Annotated in this window: 22 protein-coding genes; all 22 read right to left on the reverse strand. The window is 41.4% G+C overall.

Features of this window, described 5'->3' with window-relative positions; all coding sequences use genetic code 11:
- On the reverse strand, nt 1-421 hold a 421-nt coding region (locus tag RWP09_RS06030), incomplete at its 3' end, for a hypothetical protein (RefSeq protein WP_314435263.1).
- Entirely contained in the window at nt 411-827 is a 417-nt protein-coding gene (locus RWP09_RS06035) for a hypothetical protein (protein WP_314435266.1), read from the reverse strand. The genes RWP09_RS06035 and RWP09_RS06030, both read right to left, overlap by 11 nt.
- A gap of 12 nt (nt 828-839) precedes the next feature.
- Nucleotides 840-1,559 (reverse strand): hypothetical protein, encoded by a 720-nt coding sequence (locus RWP09_RS06040; protein WP_314435269.1) that lies wholly within the window; start codon nt 1,557-1,559, stop codon nt 840-842.
- 26 nt (nt 1,560-1,585) lie between these two features.
- Nucleotides 1,586-4,000, reverse strand: a complete 2,415-nt coding sequence (locus tag RWP09_RS06045) for a hypothetical protein (RefSeq protein WP_314435272.1) — start codon at nt 3,998-4,000, stop codon at nt 1,586-1,588.
- Nucleotides 3,987-5,042, reverse strand: coding sequence for a baseplate J/gp47 family protein (locus RWP09_RS06050; protein ID WP_314435275.1), 1,056 nt, complete (start codon nt 5,040-5,042; stop codon nt 3,987-3,989). The genes RWP09_RS06045 and RWP09_RS06050 overlap by 14 nt, the downstream gene beginning before the upstream one ends.
- Nucleotides 5,039-5,437: a DUF2634 domain-containing protein gene (locus tag RWP09_RS06055; RefSeq protein ID WP_000106741.1), complete on the reverse strand. Its 399-nt coding sequence runs from the start codon at nt 5,435-5,437 to the stop codon at nt 5,039-5,041. The genes RWP09_RS06050 and RWP09_RS06055 overlap by 4 nt, the downstream gene beginning before the upstream one ends.
- Entirely contained in the window at nt 5,434-5,730 is a 297-nt protein-coding gene (locus RWP09_RS06060) for a DUF2577 family protein (protein WP_049500563.1), read from the reverse strand. Before RWP09_RS06060 ends, RWP09_RS06055 begins: the two co-directional genes overlap by 4 nt.
- Nucleotides 5,731-6,696: a hypothetical protein gene (locus RWP09_RS06065; RefSeq protein WP_314435292.1), complete on the reverse strand. Its 966-nt coding sequence runs from the start codon at nt 6,694-6,696 to the stop codon at nt 5,731-5,733.
- The gene (locus RWP09_RS06070) at nt 6,693-7,355 is read right to left on the reverse strand and encodes a LysM peptidoglycan-binding domain-containing protein (RefSeq protein ID WP_314435296.1); all 663 of its coding nucleotides are present in this window, start codon (nt 7,353-7,355) and stop codon (nt 6,693-6,695) included. Before RWP09_RS06070 ends, RWP09_RS06065 begins: the two co-directional genes overlap by 4 nt.
- A 14-nt stretch (nt 7,356-7,369) precedes the next feature.
- Nucleotides 7,370-9,805: a tape measure protein gene (locus RWP09_RS06075; RefSeq protein ID WP_314435299.1), complete on the reverse strand. Its 2,436-nt coding sequence runs from the start codon at nt 9,803-9,805 to the stop codon at nt 7,370-7,372.
- A gap of 168 nt (nt 9,806-9,973) precedes the next feature.
- The gene (locus RWP09_RS06080) at nt 9,974-10,378 is read right to left on the reverse strand and encodes a phage tail assembly chaperone (RefSeq protein WP_080976823.1); all 405 of its coding nucleotides are present in this window, start codon (nt 10,376-10,378) and stop codon (nt 9,974-9,976) included.
- 15 nt (nt 10,379-10,393) lie between these two features.
- Nucleotides 10,394-10,858, reverse strand: a complete 465-nt coding sequence (locus RWP09_RS06085) for a phage tail tube protein (RefSeq protein WP_049500573.1) — start codon at nt 10,856-10,858, stop codon at nt 10,394-10,396.
- 19 nt (nt 10,859-10,877) lie between these two features.
- A complete protein-coding gene (locus RWP09_RS06090; protein WP_314435307.1) occupies nt 10,878-12,161 on the reverse strand; it encodes a phage tail sheath subtilisin-like domain-containing protein in 1,284 nt (427 codons plus the stop codon).
- Nucleotides 12,161-12,361 (reverse strand): hypothetical protein, encoded by a 201-nt coding sequence (locus RWP09_RS06095; RefSeq protein WP_314435311.1) that lies wholly within the window; start codon nt 12,359-12,361, stop codon nt 12,161-12,163. Before RWP09_RS06095 ends, RWP09_RS06090 begins: the two co-directional genes overlap by 1 nt.
- Nucleotides 12,348-12,770 (reverse strand): DUF6838 family protein, encoded by a 423-nt coding sequence (locus RWP09_RS06100; RefSeq protein WP_314435315.1) that lies wholly within the window; start codon nt 12,768-12,770, stop codon nt 12,348-12,350. The genes RWP09_RS06095 and RWP09_RS06100 overlap by 14 nt, the downstream gene beginning before the upstream one ends.
- Nucleotides 12,760-13,188 (reverse strand): HK97 gp10 family phage protein, encoded by a 429-nt coding sequence (locus RWP09_RS06105; RefSeq protein WP_314435319.1) that lies wholly within the window; start codon nt 13,186-13,188, stop codon nt 12,760-12,762. Before RWP09_RS06105 ends, RWP09_RS06100 begins: the two co-directional genes overlap by 11 nt.
- Entirely contained in the window at nt 13,175-13,531 is a 357-nt protein-coding gene (locus RWP09_RS06110; RefSeq protein WP_314435322.1) for a hypothetical protein, read from the reverse strand. Before RWP09_RS06110 ends, RWP09_RS06105 begins: the two co-directional genes overlap by 14 nt.
- A 1-nt stretch (nt 13,532) precedes the next feature.
- Nucleotides 13,533-13,886 (reverse strand): hypothetical protein, encoded by a 354-nt coding sequence (locus tag RWP09_RS06115; protein ID WP_314435325.1) that lies wholly within the window; start codon nt 13,884-13,886, stop codon nt 13,533-13,535.
- A 17-nt stretch (nt 13,887-13,903) separates the two neighbouring features.
- Nucleotides 13,904-14,164, reverse strand: a complete 261-nt coding sequence (locus RWP09_RS06120) for a hypothetical protein (protein ID WP_125393409.1) — start codon at nt 14,162-14,164, stop codon at nt 13,904-13,906.
- Nucleotides 14,165-14,180: 16 nt separating this feature from the next.
- The gene (locus RWP09_RS06125; protein ID WP_314435331.1) at nt 14,181-15,095 is read right to left on the reverse strand and encodes a capsid protein; all 915 of its coding nucleotides are present in this window, start codon (nt 15,093-15,095) and stop codon (nt 14,181-14,183) included.
- Nucleotides 15,096-15,121: 26 nt separating this feature from the next.
- Nucleotides 15,122-15,688: a phage scaffolding protein gene (locus RWP09_RS06130; protein ID WP_314435333.1), complete on the reverse strand. Its 567-nt coding sequence runs from the start codon at nt 15,686-15,688 to the stop codon at nt 15,122-15,124.
- A 323-nt stretch (nt 15,689-16,011) separates the two neighbouring features.
- Nucleotides 16,012-16,245, reverse strand: coding sequence for a hypothetical protein (locus tag RWP09_RS06135; protein ID WP_314435335.1), 234 nt, complete (start codon nt 16,243-16,245; stop codon nt 16,012-16,014).
- Nucleotides 16,246-16,258 lie beyond the last annotated feature (13 nt).

The following is a 16,258-nucleotide window of genomic DNA, read 5'->3' on the forward strand; positions in this document are numbered from 1 at the left end:
CCGTGCCTTCACCACCTACAGTTTTTTCTGCAAGCTGTTTTTTTACTTCTTCTGCTATATCCAGCTCCTTAAGAGCATGGATTTCGTTCGTTACCAGTTCTTTATCTGAAGCGACTATCTTGATGTGAGTAGTCTTATCACTTGGAAATACATATCCACCTACGTTAATTTCCAGCCGATACTTACCGATTGGTAAGATATCAGTGATACTAAACACCACGCTTTGATCCTCTACTGTGACTGTCTTTGACCATTGCGAATTTCCCAAAGTCAATGTGACAAGCGCTTCTTGTCCATTTAATGAGGTTATAGCTTGGCAGTTCTCGTCTAGTAGTTCAAATCCAAACGTGGAAGAGATATCCCCTTGCTTAATCAGATAACCACCGTCGAATTGAGCCAGATTTGTCGTATTATAGACCATTCTGCACTCCTTTCTCATCTTCAACTAAGATGTCGTCTCTGATTTGCAACGCTTCAAAATTGTTGTACAAGTGGTCAATGTAGCCATTGCCACCTAAAGCTTTGTAGCTATTGTGCATATTCTCCACTACATAGAACTCATCCTTGGTAGTAAATCCACGACGGATAGCCCTGCGAATATCACGATCAAGGCGCATCCTCATCGTGACAAGGTGCGCATCGTCGTGTAGTTTTAGCTTTGCCTGTACTTCGTCAATTTTGGCGTTGTTCTCGTCAGCAGTAATCTGGACATCTTTCTGTTCCTTGGTCTTCTTCGGCATTTTATAGCCCAACCAAGCCACAACAATTGGTGTCGCAACTGGTAGCACGTTCATGAAGAAATGCTCTGTTGATTGTAAGACGTCCATAAAGCACCTCCACTATTGGTTAGGTGTAACTGTTGTAACAGGAGGTTCTGCAGTTGTAGGTGCCACGGTAGCTGTTGTAGAAACTGTAGTTGCTGGTGCAACAGTCGTTTCTTGAGGTTCGTACTTCCATGCTGCGCCTGTTCCGTCCATTTCAAGACGACCGTTTCGGGCAAAGTCACTTGCAGGTTCACCGTTGTAGGTAAATTCACGGTTAAGCTGAATCAAGATACGCTTGCCTTCGCCATCAACCTCAACATGCGCTGGATCTTCAAGGGTAATCAAGTCATGTGCCATGTAGCGTTTACCAACTTCAGCAAGTGGAATCAACTCTACCAATTCCTTGTAGTTGGTTCCATAAGCGATTGTCTTGCCTGCTACAGCATTTAAAACGACCGCATGGATAATCTTCCCATAACGGTCTGTCTCTTCCTGATTGTGCTTAACAGCTTGGTCTGTAGCTGTCTGTTTAGCCTCTGTCTCAGCCAATTTTTGCTCATTTTCTTGAATCTTGGCCTGAGTTTCTTCCAGTTTCGCTTGCGCTTGCACGATGGCACTTGTTGGATCAAGTTCTGCACGAACTTGCTCTAGAACTGCTTGGATGATTTTTTCATCAGAATCTCCTTGATGGTCTCCATCAAGTTCACGAGTGTAATACGTGAAAGGTTGTTCCTTACGGATAGTTACTACTGTTTTGTCAACTCGAAAAAGTTTGTTTTCTACTAAAAATTCCATGTTATTAAATTCCTTTCTTAAAAGTGCTAATATCGGTATCTGGCTTTCATAAGCCATGTACTCATATTGCAGTAGTTCGATGCAATCTCTCTAGGTTGAGAACCACGACAAAGGCCGTCCCTATAATCAAACATCGGTATAAATATCTTCATATCCCGGTCATATTGATTCGCGTATAATTGATCAATATCATTTAAACTGCCGTAACTCTCAGCATATGTATCTTCAAGACGCCGTTCTTTGATTAACTCTGTTGGTAGATAGAATAATTTTCTTTCACTGCTGGATTCTCTGTATTTAGGTCCATTCTTGAAAGAATCTGCTGTTATTGCCAGACGAATCATAACAAACGTCTCAAAAACATAAATCTTATTGTCCTCTGGTTTTGCCAGCGGGGAAGCTTTTACACCAGGTTCAAATTGAATAGGGATTACCTTAATCTTTAGCCTGGGAAACACCTGCCAACTTCCCCAAACGCCATTAACTTTCGTTCTAACAGCAGTAAATGTATTTGTGTTATCAACTGCCTGCTGCATCACATTCTGACCGTCCATTTTCGTTACGGTCACATACAGAGGTGCTCCTCTATTTTCTGGTGAATTTTTTAAACCAGTACCTGTATACATACCTGTTTCCACCACATTGTTCCAGTCGCCGTTCACCCTCTTAGCGCTCCCGTTGTCTTCGGTTAGCTTGGTCAACTGCGCCCCATTCCATCTGTTCTTATCCACGCTTGTGACGTGAATAGTCGAATTTTGCGAATGAGAATTAAACTCGCTCTTACTAGCTTGTTCAACATTGACCACGTTACCTAGACCAACCTGAGTTTTGGTCACACCATGAGGGTTGTTATGATTCCCTGTATGGTCTGTCAATGCACGACCATCTGCTTTACTATTCCAAGCTGTTCTCTCTTGTTGAGTAATGTGTTTAGTCGTATCTCTTGCGTGAGCGTCAAAATCGGTCTTGCTGGCTTGTTCCACGTTCGTCACATTTGCTAGACCAACTTGGGATTTCGTCACTCCATGCGGATTGTTACGATTAGTAGCGTGAGCGTTGAACTCCTGCTTACTAGCCTGTTCCACATTTGTAACGTTTCCCAAACCTACCTGTGTCTTGGTCACACCGTGAGGGTTATTATGATTGTCTAAGTGATGTTGAAAATCTTGCTTACTTGCTTGCTCAATATTCGTGACGTTTCCTAGTCCCACTTGCTGCTTAGTAACATTGTGTGGATTGTTTTGGTTTTGGATGTGAGCAGTAAGGTCTGCTTGATTCGCTTTATTCGTTGTTTGGTTGCCGATAATCGCTTCAAGACCGTCGATGTCTGCAACCTTATGCCTGTGACTTGCGTCGGCTTTCCCATTCCAGCGTGTTCGTTCTTGTTCAGAAACGTGACGAGCAGTGTCTCCAATATGATTATCGATATTGGTTTGTAACTTTCTTTCTGTCGCCTTCAATTCAGGGACAGTCGCATAAACCAAGTTAGTCGCATTGTATTGAATGGTGATCTGGCTATTCTTGCTGATAGTCGTGTTGAAATCATAGTCTCGATATACATAAGCAGATGTTTTTGGAGGAATCACATCTCCCTGCTCTGCCCAGGTATACATATACATAAACTCTTCATGATTTCCACGTTTTGCAAACACACCGATTTCATTCACAATTATTTCACGGTCAATCTGTGAATTATCAAACCGTGCTGTAAGACGAATAGTATCAGCTACATCAGTCGATAAAGACTGTGCCACTTGCAAAGAATGAACTACTTGTACGATATTGTTTTTCTTGCCAATGTCCGTCCGATGCCGTCCGCTACCCAAAGCTATGCGAGTAAAGACCAGTGGTTCTCTATTTTGAATTGCTAGGGCCGTTTCGCTAATTGCTTTATCGGTCACAATAGGTTGGATAAAATATCCCAATTCAAATCGAACCGAACGAATGTCTCTGAATGTGTGAGCACCAACATAAATCGCGTTCATCATTGGCGCTTCAACCGAGAATTGGATTCCTAAATGAGCAGGAATCAATTCACGCACATACTTTAAAAAACGGTTCAAATATCCAGTCGGTAGTTCTCCTAAAAATCGGATATGTACCGCTGAACCCTTGACCGTTACTAAGTTATTAACATTCGTAAAGCTCTTTGTAATTTTTTGTAAACTCACTGAGTTGATTTTAATCTTGGAAGAAATTAAAGTGATTAGATACCGCCTTCGTTCTTCCAAGTCGGTTGTTTTCGGTTTTACCTGAAGGGCCTTTTCCCAACGTGTAATCCAGTCTTCCGTCGCTTCTGGCAACAACATCAACCGTCTTGTGTCAAAGATTAAGTCTGTAATCAATTCCAGCTCTGGAATCTCAGTTTCAAACAAATCATTGATGGTTGGATCTAAGACCTCTGGCAAAGCCGATAACATACGATATCTAACTTGTGACATTGATAGTTACCTCCGCTAGTTTCGGAAGCATGTTGGTAGAAAGCTCAATACTTTGTTCCCTGTCATTCAACAAAATACGGTCCACATCTCGAACCCCATTAATTCTGTCAATGATTGTGGCAACTTTATAGTTCCGAACCTCTTTCTCTTCAAATGCTTCTTCACGTAAGTATTTAATGAGTTGGATTTTTGCCTCATTCTTGATTGTCTCAATATCTACATCTTCATCAATCTTGATAGTTGCAGTAATACGAACATCGTAGCCACTTACAGACTGAACAGTCACATAAGCACCAATCGGAGCCACACCTAATCCGTGGCCACTTGGTTCAGGGTCTAAGTAATTCTTGAACTTATTTACAAGTTCCGAACTAGCTTCGTTACCGTCAGCATCCGTAATAGATACACGTACTGTATTTTCACCCTTCCAAAGTGGCTCTACCAAGGCCGAACCAACACCAACGAACTCACTGGCCCATTTCTTGTATTGAGCAATGTTCCCGTTTAAGGTCGGTGTTTTCAGATACTCAATAGTCCGTTTACGGAGTTGTTTATCTGTCTCTTCGTCTTCTCCCACGACGATGACAGAGCCGATTTCTGCCCCTTTAAAATCGCTCAACACATCAATATTGATGAGTTGCCCTCTTACATAGTTAGGAGCATTTCCGACTTGTTCAGCTACTACACTATACTCAAATCCAGAGCGACGTTCCAAGACACGGAAATTATACTCACTATTAACCACACTGAAACGAGTCCCAAGCGGGATTTCCTGTTTGAATTGAACCAGTCGGACGGATGCCGTGGCTGGCAATCGTTCAACTCCGAATTGCCTACATAAACGAGTTAGGAAGATTCCGGTACTCGTATCTAAAAAGTTAACTTCCTCATACGATTTTAAAACCGTATACTGAATAGCAACTTCTCGAGCGGCAGGCGCAACTAGATTGTACAAGACGGATCCTTGTCTTTTGTCATACTTATCATCAAACAAGGCCAGCATATCCTCTAAAATTTCTGGATATGTTTTTACCTTTATCATCGTTTCACCTCCAAATCCATTTCAAATGTTCCGAAATCACTATCAACCATGAACTGCACATAAAACTCATCTTTCTTTACCTTAGTAGAAAAAGAATGAGCCTCATGAATCCTGTCATCTTCATACAAGGCTTCTTTTATGCGCCGTGCGATATCCATCTGGGCATAATCCATATCCCCACCAAATAAAGCGTCTAACTCAACACCGTACCGATGATCATAAATCGTATAGATGAACCGTTCAGTCGTCAGCATGCGTCTGATTGATTGCTTCAAAGCATGGATACCGTCTGTTTCTAGCAAGATATTGGTTTCATCTAGTGTTAAGCTAGGCTGTTTTTTAGCTTCGACAACATTTTTAGCGATGTTTAAAAAGTTTGTTTTAGGAGTACTCATTCATCAGAACCCCCTTTCACTTTGCGCTTGTAGTGGAAAATTTTCTTGTACAAGACATAATAAAACCCTCCACCATCTTGTCTGATGAGATGAAGGGTTTGCCCTACGTACTCAGGATCTAATGCTTCATCAGTCCATGTGACAGCAAGCATGGAATCATCTAAAATCAACTCATTAGTCAATTGGATTTTGAGCGGAGAAACCGATAAAACAACACCAGTCGTTATCTTGGCGAACTGGCGATTTTCAATGAAATTACTAATCAATTTCTTTAGATTTTCTATTACTTCCATCTACTCACTTCCTGCCATGAATAATTTAATTTCCATCGTGTGCTTTTCTGCACTGAAGGAATGAGTCGCCTCTTCAATGACATACCATCCCTTCTTCTCAATATCCTTAACATCCACATAGACTGCATGACCTGCTAAAAAGTCAATACTTCCAATATCAGCTTTTAGACTGAAAGTTTCTTTGGGGCGGTTTTTCATCTTCAAGAGCATTTCGCCCCATTGCTTGATTTGCCCCTCAGTCGCTTTCTCATCCACTTTTTTCATGTACTGGAGTTTTCCCCAAGCTCCGATGTTGTAGCTGTCCTGATAGATGTAGACTTCTCTCTTTTTGGTTTCTTTGTTCTCTTGGATCAAGCGGACAATATTAGCACTATCCTCAATCGAACCTTCAAACTCAAAGCTAGACATAAAGGATTCATTTCCGATAATGTACTGGATTGGTAAGTTTTTCGGAGTCGTTAGTGTCAACTCTCCGAACTTGTCATACAAAACCAGCAATTCTCCACTTTGCACCAAGGTCTCGTCCATGGCCTCCTGGATAATATCCAAAGCCTTCTTATCTTCCTTTAGTTGAGGGGATAAGGTCACGGCTGGGGCTTTTAGTTCCCCAATCTTCAAATCAAAATCTCCTGCGATTGCCGAGACGATTTGATTGACGTTTTTGTCCTTGGCAACAAAGTTGATATTGCGTAGTAAGTACTTTATCTGGTCGTGGAAAGTCAAGGTTGTTTTGGTGTCTTTTTCGTACTTGATTTTGGTCAAATAACCAAAGAACACCTCTTTATCATCTAACTTAAAAGCGAGTGGAGAACCATATTCAAAGGCTACTTTTGTAGAATTGTACAAGGTAATCTCCACGCTCCAAGCTGACCCTTTTCTAGTTGTCTTGAATTCGACCTTATCAGACACAGTTGCTAAATCCCATGTATCTCCAGTTTTATTGTTCTGATAGAATAATTGCATCATGGTATCACAAACTCCTGTCCAGGATAAATCCAATGAGGGTCTTGGATTTTGTCTTTGTTGGCTTCGTAAATTTCAGTATATCGGCTGCCGTCTCCGTAAAAGGTCTGAGCAATTCCCCAAAGAGTATCGCCACTCACAACCGTATGGCTTTTTTGAGCAGGTTTCTCAGTTGTAGGGCTACGTTCTTCAGTAGCTTTCGCCTGCGGTTTCTTTTTAGTAGCCTCAAGTGCTTGCTTGTCTTTGATGGTGACCTTTCGTGGTTTGTGAGACCGATATTGTAAGAACTTAATCTTATAAATCAGGTCATATTCATATCCTGTCTTGGTAGAGACATCGAACTGTTCCACTAGAAATTTCCCGTTAATAGCAGAACCAAAAGCACCCCCAATCATCAGTTGAATAGGAGTGCCTTCCGTCTTAAATTTACGAATAGAAGAGACAAAGGATTCTGGAGAAACACGGCTATTCCGTTGGTAGTTTCCATCGTATCTTCCACTAGGAATAAAGGATTCGAACTCAATTGATTGAAGCTCTGGATTTCCGACAAGCGGAACGTTACCAGTATCGATGATAGCGACTGTCTCAATTCCTTGCTTGTCCTCCAGTTTGATTTCTTCTGGATTCACTGGCAATTTAATGCCTTCAATAAATATAAACATCTGCTACCTCCTTCCTAGTAAGCCATGAGACCATCAGCGCCATTATTCAAAGCGTCTACAATCGTTGCATTCAAATCATCCAATACGTTAGCATATTGGCCAGCGTTGTTAATGGAGTCAATGTTGGTAACAATCTCTGGTTTCAAGGTAATAAAGTTCTGTTGCCACTTCATGGTCGCAACGTCCTTAATCAACTTGATGTATTCATCGTCCAGTTTGATTTCATCTTCAATCTTGCCGACCTTATCTAATTTACCACCAGTAGGATTGTGCCCGCCTTTTCCTCCGTCGCCTTGTTCAGGTACTGAACTTGCTGGACTGAGTTCATAAGGTGTAGTTCCTTGGTCACCCAAGAAATTGTTTCCTGCACCGTTGCTATCTCCAGCTCCTTTGAAGAAATCACCGACAGCCTTATCAATACCTTGACCAAATTTATAGCCGTTATTAAAGGCTCCAAGAACGCTCCCTCCCTCTAAATAACCAATTTGAGGAGCGTCAAGGTGCGGAGTACTTAAGCTGGCCTTATGTTGTTTCAGACCATCTGCCAAATGCAAGCCTTCAAAAGTCTTCTTAACTGGTTTTTCCATGCTATCAATGGCGTTCGCAATATCACCGGCAAAGTTTGTTCTACCTAGAGAAACTGTTCCAACAGCCTTTAGATTTAGGCCGAACCCATTTAAGAAGCCAATCATTTTATTAAAGCCACCAAGAACAGAGTTAATCATGCCCTCGACTGCACCAATAACACTATTGACCATGCTGTCTACAAATCCAGCAATAGCAACCGCCATCCCTCTACCACCTTGGGCAATATCGTACCAAGCGGTTTGGCAAAAGAATACCATCTCGTTCCAGAGGTTAATAGCTCCCGTAATGAACCAGTCGATAAAGTCTAAAATGCCAATGATAATCGTCAGAATGAAATCATAAATCTTCATAGCTCCTGCTATAATCCCGTTCACAAGCCAAAAAACACCTTGCAAGATCATATTGATTACCCAGATAACAAAATTTATAATCCCGAGAATCACATTCCAAATCATCATACCAAGGGCGAATATCGCTCCCATGATGATTCCTGTGGCGGACAGCGTTGCGCCCGTTAGGTTGTTAAACCATTCGACCAAGGCATAGAAGAGACCGATAAGGATAATGACTGCCATCACAATCAACATGATTGGGTTCATTGCCATAACTGCATTAAAACCAGCCATTGCTGTTTTAGCAACTTTGGTAGCGATACTAAATAGTTTAGTGGCGATTTTTGCTGCGTTCATCGCAACTACATAAGTCCCTATAGCGAATGCCACAGCGATAATAATCGGTTGAATCACAGACCAGTTATCGATGACAAATTGAGCAATCGGCGCCAACATACTCCAAACAGCCCCAATCATATCCATAGCAAAAATAACCGCTTGGACGACATATTGAAGCACCGTGGCTACAATCTGGGCAAATTGTTGAAAAGCTGACGAGTTCACTATCTGATTTATCTTAATCGATATTGGCTCTAGTGCCTTGGTCACAAAATTCAGGAAGTTCTGCCATGCCCTGCCCCAAGTTAGGGGCATATTACGAAACTGCTTGTCAATCGTATCACTTGCTTCTAGCATGGCAGTTTTTACAATGTCGGCTGTAATCTTCCCGTCTGCTCCAAGTTTTTTAACCTCACCACGGCTAACGCCTAGCTTGTTTGCGATGGCTTGGATTAAGGCTGGTGAAGTTTCAGCAAGAGAACGCAACTCATCACCCTGCAACTTACCACTAGCCATAGCCTGAGTAAGCTGAAGCATGGCACTTTTTTGTTCTTCAATGCTTGCGCCACCAACAACAAAGGATTTGTTCATAGTTTCCAAAAAGGCAATTGTTTCGCCGTTGTTTTGGAAAACATCGCCAGCCTGCATCCGCATCTTAGCGACACCGTTTGCCATGGTTGTATAGGCCGAGCCTGTACGTTGTGCGGATGTATAGATAGACTTTTGTAGTTCCTCTGTCGTCTGCATACCGTCACGGATCATATCTAAACGAGCGTGCATATTAGCATACTCGTCTGACATACCTATAGCTTGTTTAGTAATCGCACCGACTGCAATACCAGCTAAAGCGGTCTTCAACAAACCTTTCAAAGATACTAACCTACTTAGTTTGTTAGAAGCATTATTAGAGGCATTCCCTAAATCTTGTAGAGCCAGTTCTTCTTTTTTTAGTCCTGCAGCTGCTAGAGTTGCATCGCTTACAAATCTACCGTTGATATCAATGACTCGCCCGGCTTTATTGACAAAATATTGGCCAGAATCGCCAGCTTTTTTCATAGCGGACTCTTGCGCCTTCATAGCTTTATCTATGCCAGAGCCTGCATTTTTGACACGCTCCATAGTCGCATAGATTCTATTTAAAGTGCCTGTGACTCTATCGGTCAAAGACATGGTTGTTTGTATATTTGCCAATAGAATCACCTCACTTCTTCATTGCTTTTTTACGTTGTAGCCCCTCTTCGTGCATGACTGCAGCGAAAAAGGCTTTTTCTTCTACATCCATATTCACAAATTCACTAGGGCGAATGTAATAATTTACGAGGGCGAAGTAGGCAAGTTTTGCCTCCGCGTCCTCTTTTATTAGTTTTTTGCCTCGTCAACCTTGTCTTGGAATGTTTGGTTGATACCGCTGAGTTCGGTCACAGCTTCCAAAATCAAGGCGCTTTCGCCCCAATTGAACATGGTACCGAATAACTCAGAAGCTCCCATTGTTCCATAAGAATCTTGCAATTCTTTATCGTTAAGGTCAGGAACCACGATAGACGCAATACAGATTTCACGGTTATATTTAACACCGTCAAAAACACGCTCTTGACGTCCGTTACGACCAGGCTTATTGACAAAGCAACGGTCATTGATTAAGTCCGCTTCACGAGCGCTCAAGACTCGAATTTTAACTGGTTCCTCAAAAGAAGGAAGCAAGACATCTTTAGTCTCTTCCCCTTTTTTGTTTTGTTTCAAAAACGCTTGTAATCCACTCACCACTATTTCCTCCTTGTGTTAGTATGTAATTTCTTGGAATTCTGATAAGATATCAAAATCTTGGAATGTGAAGTCCGTTTCTTCATCAATGACCTCATCTGCTGATCCATCTAGTTTAAAGATAAGTGATTCTTTGAACAGAACACCTTTCAAAACAATTGTGTAACGGCCTGCACGAGATGTGCGGTCTTCGTTGGTACACTTAATATCGATACGAGGCAACAAGCCGTTTTTGACGTATTCCAAAGCCATTTTCTTCAATTCAGGACGATGGTAATACATCTTCACAGTTCCTGTACCTTCTGCACCAACAATCTTACCACCCTTCATACGAGAGTTCAGAGGGGTAACATCAGCCTTTGTGTATTCAATTTTCGCTTCTAGAGAGATAAGCTCTGCTAGTTCATATTGCTTGTCATTGATTGTAAAGAAGACCGTTCCTTCTTTAGCAGACAAAGCATCCAATTGGTTCATAATAGCCATTAGCTAGTTTTCTCCTTTCTTAATCACAGATAACCGTCATGTACAAGATTTCCATAGCGTCTGTCAAGACAACTGGCAAGTTAACCACGACGGATTCTTTAGTGATACCTTGTGAAATCTCAATATCTTTCGCTTGGTACTCCAAGGCTTGCTTTTGAGCAAGTGGGTCAAGGACCATTGTGATGATTCGTTGTTTAAACAGCTCACGACCATTCACGTTGTTTGGTACTTTACCGATGAAGTAATTCTCAAAGATATACTTGACATTAGCATTGATATTATCCATTGTACGAACAAGTTTATTCTTACCAAAGATACGACTGTGTTCTGCCGTATAGCTAGTAAATGAGTTCACATCTGACAGGATAATCACTTTTTCATTTCGATAAGCAAAGATAAGCTGACCTTTATTGATGAGCTTTTCAGCCTCTGCTTCATTCTTACGCTCACAGTCAATAGCGCCTGGATAAGACTTGAATGTATTGGATTGCAAGCCAGCTCCTGCATACTTACCAGCTACGAAGTATACACAGTCTTTAGCGCTTAGTTTTGTACCGTCGCTTAATGTAACCCCGTTACCCACTGATACAACACCTTCATCGTCAGCATCCGTGTAATCATTCAAGACTGCAATAACTGAACGACCAGCGTCACGCCATTTCTTGATATGAGCCGTAACAAGTGCTTTTGTTGCACTTTCATCTGTCCCCAGAGCCAAGACGCGGAAGTCTTGAGTATCGAGTGCATTTAGGAAATCTTCAACTTCTGAATTGGTTGTGGCTCCATCAGTACCACCTTCAAGCAAGATTGTTTTATCTTCCGTTGTTAAAGTACCAGTCACATTCACATAGTCATTCTTAAATGGCAAGGCTGTGATGATTTGTTTATCAACTTCTTTTCCGAAGAAAACGGTTGTTACCTCAAAACCAGTCTCGACTTGTTTCTTGAAGATAACATGAATATGGTTACCAGCCAATCCTTTGTATTTAGCTGTAACGACCATGTTGCTTTCTGTTTTTGTTGCCTGTACTCCAGTGTTGTTCACACCATTGTAGACAAGGACCTTACCAGTTCCTTTCAAGGCTTCACGAATCGGAAGAAGTTCATCAATCGGTTTACCAAATAGTCGGCGGAAGTTGCTTGTGCCGTCAACAAGTGTGAAAGCACCAGGTTCTCCCCAAGATCCAGCAATCATGACTGCTGCAATCGTATTGTCTTCCAAAGGAATAATCACATCATCTCTTGATACAAAATTGATGTAGGCCTTTGGAACTCGTTTATTCTGTACTGTCCATTGTGCCATTAGTTAGCCACACCCTTTCTCCAGTCTTCTAAAATGCGTCTTACTTCTGCTAGTGAGTATGACTGGTCATCTTCTAGCAAAATGTTTAGCAAAGTTGCATCCTCTTCAAAATACTTGAGTAATGCCTCTTTGCCAAATTTATCTCCAGTGGTTGTTACCACTGGTTCGGTTACATAACCTACTTCTTCATCCATTTCCATGAGAAGTTTCACCTATCCTTTCTAATATTTGCATTGTCGGTTCTTCTTCAACCCATCGAACGTATCGAGTGATTGTAAATGTGCATATCAAGTCATTCGCATTGTATTCCACCTTCAAATCATTGATAGGGTACTTATCCCCCAAATAACGAAAGGAAGGCGAAGCAAACACCGTCTCAATCTCCTCAAACTTCTGATACAAGTCTGTTGTTTTTTCGGTGTAGTAATGTAGCAAGACAATAAAAACCTGTTTATCGTTTTGGTTTGCCAACCGCTTCCGAGTCACAGGCTTCACATCTACAATAAAACAAGGTGTTTTCAATCCTTGCTGGATTTGTTCATCATACACCTTGCACCCAAACACATCTTTGAGTTGCTTGATGACGAGTGGTCTAATACTATAATCCACCTAGTTCCTCCTTTAGCCTCTCTTCGATTTGTTGCGTGATTTGTGGGATTTTTTGTTTAATCTGTTCTTCTGTCAGTCTCATCATGAAGCGCCCTTCGACCCAAGGATTGACCAATCGCTTACCAATTGCAGGAACATATCGCCCTACTTTCTGACGGTGTCCGCTTTCGACGAAAGAAGCATATTCCATAGGGTTAAATGCAACAACCTCGTACACATTCCCATTTTTGCTTACTTCCATCTTCCAGGATTGATTGAGTTTACCTGTTAGACCCTTTGGTGTTCTCTCCTTAACCTCTTTCAAAAAGGCTAGGCCGATATCTTTAGCAGCCTGCATAAACTCAGAGTCAATGATCGCTTGAGCTCGTTCAAGTCGTTTCAAGAACTCTTGAACATCACTATCGTCATAGCCACTCATGCCGTCTCACCACAATTTCTTGATGTGTGACATAAACCATTGGATCTTCACTGGTCAAGTACTTAACACCATCCACAATCAATTTACTACCAGCTTTGATAGCAAACTTAGGCGAACAGAAAATCTTGTGTTCTGTCTTGAGTTGATGCGCTTCGTTCTGCTCTGTATTCACTAAGTTACGAACAGAAACACGACAGGGAACCTTCTTGTAGACTTCTTTGAACTCTACGAAATCAGCCCCGTTGGGTTTCGTACCCTCAACAGTAGCAAACACATCCATCTTTTTATCATAAGTCCATTCAATACTTGGTCTTGCCTGAGATAAGACATCATTGATATTCATCCTACCACCTCAACTTTCTGAACCGCTGTAGTTGACTGGTAAAGTCCAGCAATACACTTTCAGCACGTCTGGAAAGGTCTGACTTAGCCAATTCGACACGAGTATCTCCAACAGAAATATTCTTGCCCTGGACAGCTTGGTCAGGATTACAAACAACATAAACCATCTGAATGGCCACAAATCGCAACTCTAAAGGAAAATCCTCACGATTGCAGTAGTTAAGAATGTTCTGCATGACTTCATCGACCACTAACTCTTCTAGATAGCATGTATAACGTTGTTCATACAAGTCAATCAAGGCCTGTCTAGCATCTTCATTATGCTTTTGGATTTCTTCAAATGTCATCTTCTCCATCAGCAGAACCTCTCTTTCTACTTATCGTCTTTAGCCAATTTCTTAGCCAATTTGTCAAGCTCTGCTAGAGCCTTATCACGTTCAGCAAGAGCTTGGTCACGTTCGGCAACTACCGCTCTGTACTCTTGAATAGTGTAAGTGCGTCCGCCAGTAGCAGATTCAACTACAGCGTACTCACCGTCACGAATTTCGACCACATCATAACCATCTTCCAAGAAGGTTACTTTTTCTAGTTCGTCAATGTTGAGGACACGGTTATCCTTTTTTACTGTTAACATTTTCTATCCTCCTTTTTTAAGGTGCGACGACAAATGCTAGGCCTTCATGCTTAGTCTTGAATAGCAATACATCATCGTAAGATTGTTCATAATACAAGTAGTTACCGCTTGAAGAAGCACTTGGTGCGTCAAGCCCTACGAATTCATATTTTTGCGGTGCTGCCATACATGGAATATGAATCAAGAAGAAATGGATTTGTTTAGCAGTTGGGTCAACCTTAGCGCCATTTGTGAAGTTGTACACGGTCTTCATGCGATCAGATGGAATAGATGGTTCAATCGTCACATCGTCCAAACGACCAATAGAACGGTCAATCACTGTCCCTTGTCCGTGGATATTGACTGTACGGCCAAATTGCTTGATGTTCTTGATCATACGTTTAACTGCTGGGGTACAGAAAATAACACGACCTTCTGCTGGTACTCCAGCTTCGTCCATTTGTTCCATCAACTCATCGAAGGTTGCGAGGAAGTTTTCCTCAGTCAAGTTCAATGACTTAATTTGTTTACTTTCTGTATCAAGTTCTTTCTTACGAGAGAACAATTTAGATACCATGAATTTATCCATTTCTGGAACTTTTTCAGTATCATTGAATGTTTTAGTGATGTTAGCAATGGAAGTAACGTAGTTAGTTTCATCCACATCTGATGGGTCTACTAGTGTTGACCAGTAACGCTCGTTAGTCAATGTGTATATTTCCCATTGGTTTTCATAGTTAGCGTCAATGTTCGTAATCGTGCGACGTGTACGGTCTTTACGCCCTTCCTTAATCAGAAGGCGTGGTACTTTTACTTCTTTAGCGCCTGTGAATTTCAAAAGTGTGTTGGATGGAGAATTCCAAAGTTTTTGAGTGAATAACAGTCCGTTTTCACTATAACGATTTTGCAAACCTTGTTGGTAAGCCTGTGCATAGTTCAATGTTGCTGGCATATCTGTTCCTCTTTTCTATTTTTTGATTATAGATCTGACGTAAACGCATTAATCATCTGCGTTGTCAGGTCGTTAGCAACTGTTTCTTTTTGTGTTGCCCCTTGTGGTTTAGCACCAGCGATATGTGGTTCTACAGCCTTTTCTGGAGCAAATAAAAAGCCTTTAGATTCTTTCAAAGCCGTCAACTGTTCATCTAATCCAGTCACCGCTCCGTTGTCACCTAATCCCAATTTAGACTTATCTAGTAGACTAGACACGATTCCAGCGTCATGAACCTTACCGCTCAATTGCATTTCAATAGCATGATCTAGTTGCATTGTCTTGAGTTGTTGTTCATGTTCCTTCTGTTGTGTCTTGTACTTGCTGTCCAAGTCTGAGTATTTTTGTTGTAGGTCAGCATTGCCCTCAGCATCTTGTTTGAGCTGTTTCATGTCCTTATCACGCTCTCTCAACTGATCTTGCAAGCCTTTGGCATTATCTTCTGCAGCAGACATCTTTGCTTGTAGGTCCTGTATTGATTTCCCGTGTTCAGACATAACTGCTTCAACTTGTTCTTCAGTCAATCCTAACTGTTCCAAAAATTTACGATTCATTTCTTTTCCTCCTGTACGTTTGTTTAACGTGGCAACGACCACGACATCTTGGTAAAGTAAAAAAGCCTTTTAACGCCTTGCCCAGGGCGAAAGAAAACCGTACGGGATTCCATACGGTTAGAGCATAAGAAAACCGCCTCGATTTCGATGCGGTTAGGTTATTTATTTTTCAATTGTTTCAGTTTCTTTCTGCATTCAATTCCTACTTTTAGAGTTGAAATGACTTCAAATAATTTAATTATTACGAACGAAATTAATGCAAAAAATATAATCCAACCAAATAAAATTGATACCCAATCCCATATAAACATGTCTTTACTCCTCTACTTTTCATATGTTTCTTTAAAGATGTCAGGTTTGCATGGATAAAATTCACCTTGTACACCTTTGATAATGTAGTCACCTTTTTGAGCCACCATGTCTCCCTCAAGCGTTGGAATGACAATACTTGAATCAGAGCACAAGGTATTTTGACCAATAAACTCTCTGATTTCTTCATAGTTTGAGCCAATAAATCTAATGGCCTCAATCACTACTGGTTTTTTACGATATTTCATTTCTCGCTCCTTT

Origin of the sequence: uncultured Streptococcus sp. (genome assembly GCF_963521255.1) — a bacterium.
Classification (GTDB): Bacteria; Bacillota; Bacilli; order Lactobacillales; family Streptococcaceae; genus Streptococcus.

Coding starts and splice junctions, on each gene's coding strand:
- RWP09_RS06070 (WP_314435296.1), bottom strand. CDS start 7,355: ATGTTTATATTTATTGAAGGCATTAAATTGCCAGTGAATCCAGAAGAA.
- RWP09_RS06045 (WP_314435272.1), bottom strand. CDS start 4,000: ATGTCACAAGTTAGATATCGTATGTTATCGGCTTTGCCAGAGGTCTTA.
- RWP09_RS06085 (WP_049500573.1), bottom strand. CDS start 10,858: ATGGCTATTATGAACCAATTGGATGCTTTGTCTGCTAAAGAAGGAACG.
- RWP09_RS06055 (WP_000106741.1), bottom strand. CDS start 5,437: ATGAGTACTCCTAAAACAAACTTTTTAAACATCGCTAAAAATGTTGTC.
- RWP09_RS06065 (WP_314435292.1), bottom strand. CDS start 6,696: ATGATGCAATTATTCTATCAGAACAATAAAACTGGAGATACATGGGAT.
- RWP09_RS06135 (WP_314435335.1), bottom strand. CDS start 16,245: ATGAAATATCGTAAAAAACCAGTAGTGATTGAGGCCATTAGATTTATT.
- RWP09_RS06095 (WP_314435311.1), bottom strand. CDS start 12,361: ATGGAAATGGATGAAGAAGTAGGTTATGTAACCGAACCAGTGGTAACA.
- RWP09_RS06120 (WP_125393409.1), bottom strand. CDS start 14,164: ATGTTAACAGTAAAAAAGGATAACCGTGTCCTCAACATTGACGAACTA.
- RWP09_RS06090 (WP_314435307.1), bottom strand. CDS start 12,161: ATGGCACAATGGACAGTACAGAATAAACGAGTTCCAAAGGCCTACATC.
- RWP09_RS06035 (WP_314435266.1), bottom strand. CDS start 827: ATGGACGTCTTACAATCAACAGAGCATTTCTTCATGAACGTGCTACCA.
- RWP09_RS06050 (WP_314435275.1), bottom strand. CDS start 5,042: ATGATAAAGGTAAAAACATATCCAGAAATTTTAGAGGATATGCTGGCC.
- RWP09_RS06110 (WP_314435322.1), bottom strand. CDS start 13,531: ATGAATATCAATGATGTCTTATCTCAGGCAAGACCAAGTATTGAATGG.
- RWP09_RS06130 (WP_314435333.1), bottom strand. CDS start 15,688: ATGAATCGTAAATTTTTGGAACAGTTAGGATTGACTGAAGAACAAGTT.
- RWP09_RS06040 (WP_314435269.1), bottom strand. CDS start 1,559: ATGGAATTTTTAGTAGAAAACAAACTTTTTCGAGTTGACAAAACAGTA.
- RWP09_RS06105 (WP_314435319.1), bottom strand. CDS start 13,188: ATGAGTGGCTATGACGATAGTGATGTTCAAGAGTTCTTGAAACGACTT.
- RWP09_RS06060 (WP_049500563.1), bottom strand. CDS start 5,730: ATGGAAGTAATAGAAAATCTAAAGAAATTGATTAGTAATTTCATTGAA.
- RWP09_RS06125 (WP_314435331.1), bottom strand. CDS start 15,095: ATGCCAGCAACATTGAACTATGCACAGGCTTACCAACAAGGTTTGCAA.
- RWP09_RS06115 (WP_314435325.1), bottom strand. CDS start 13,886: ATGGAGAAGATGACATTTGAAGAAATCCAAAAGCATAATGAAGATGCT.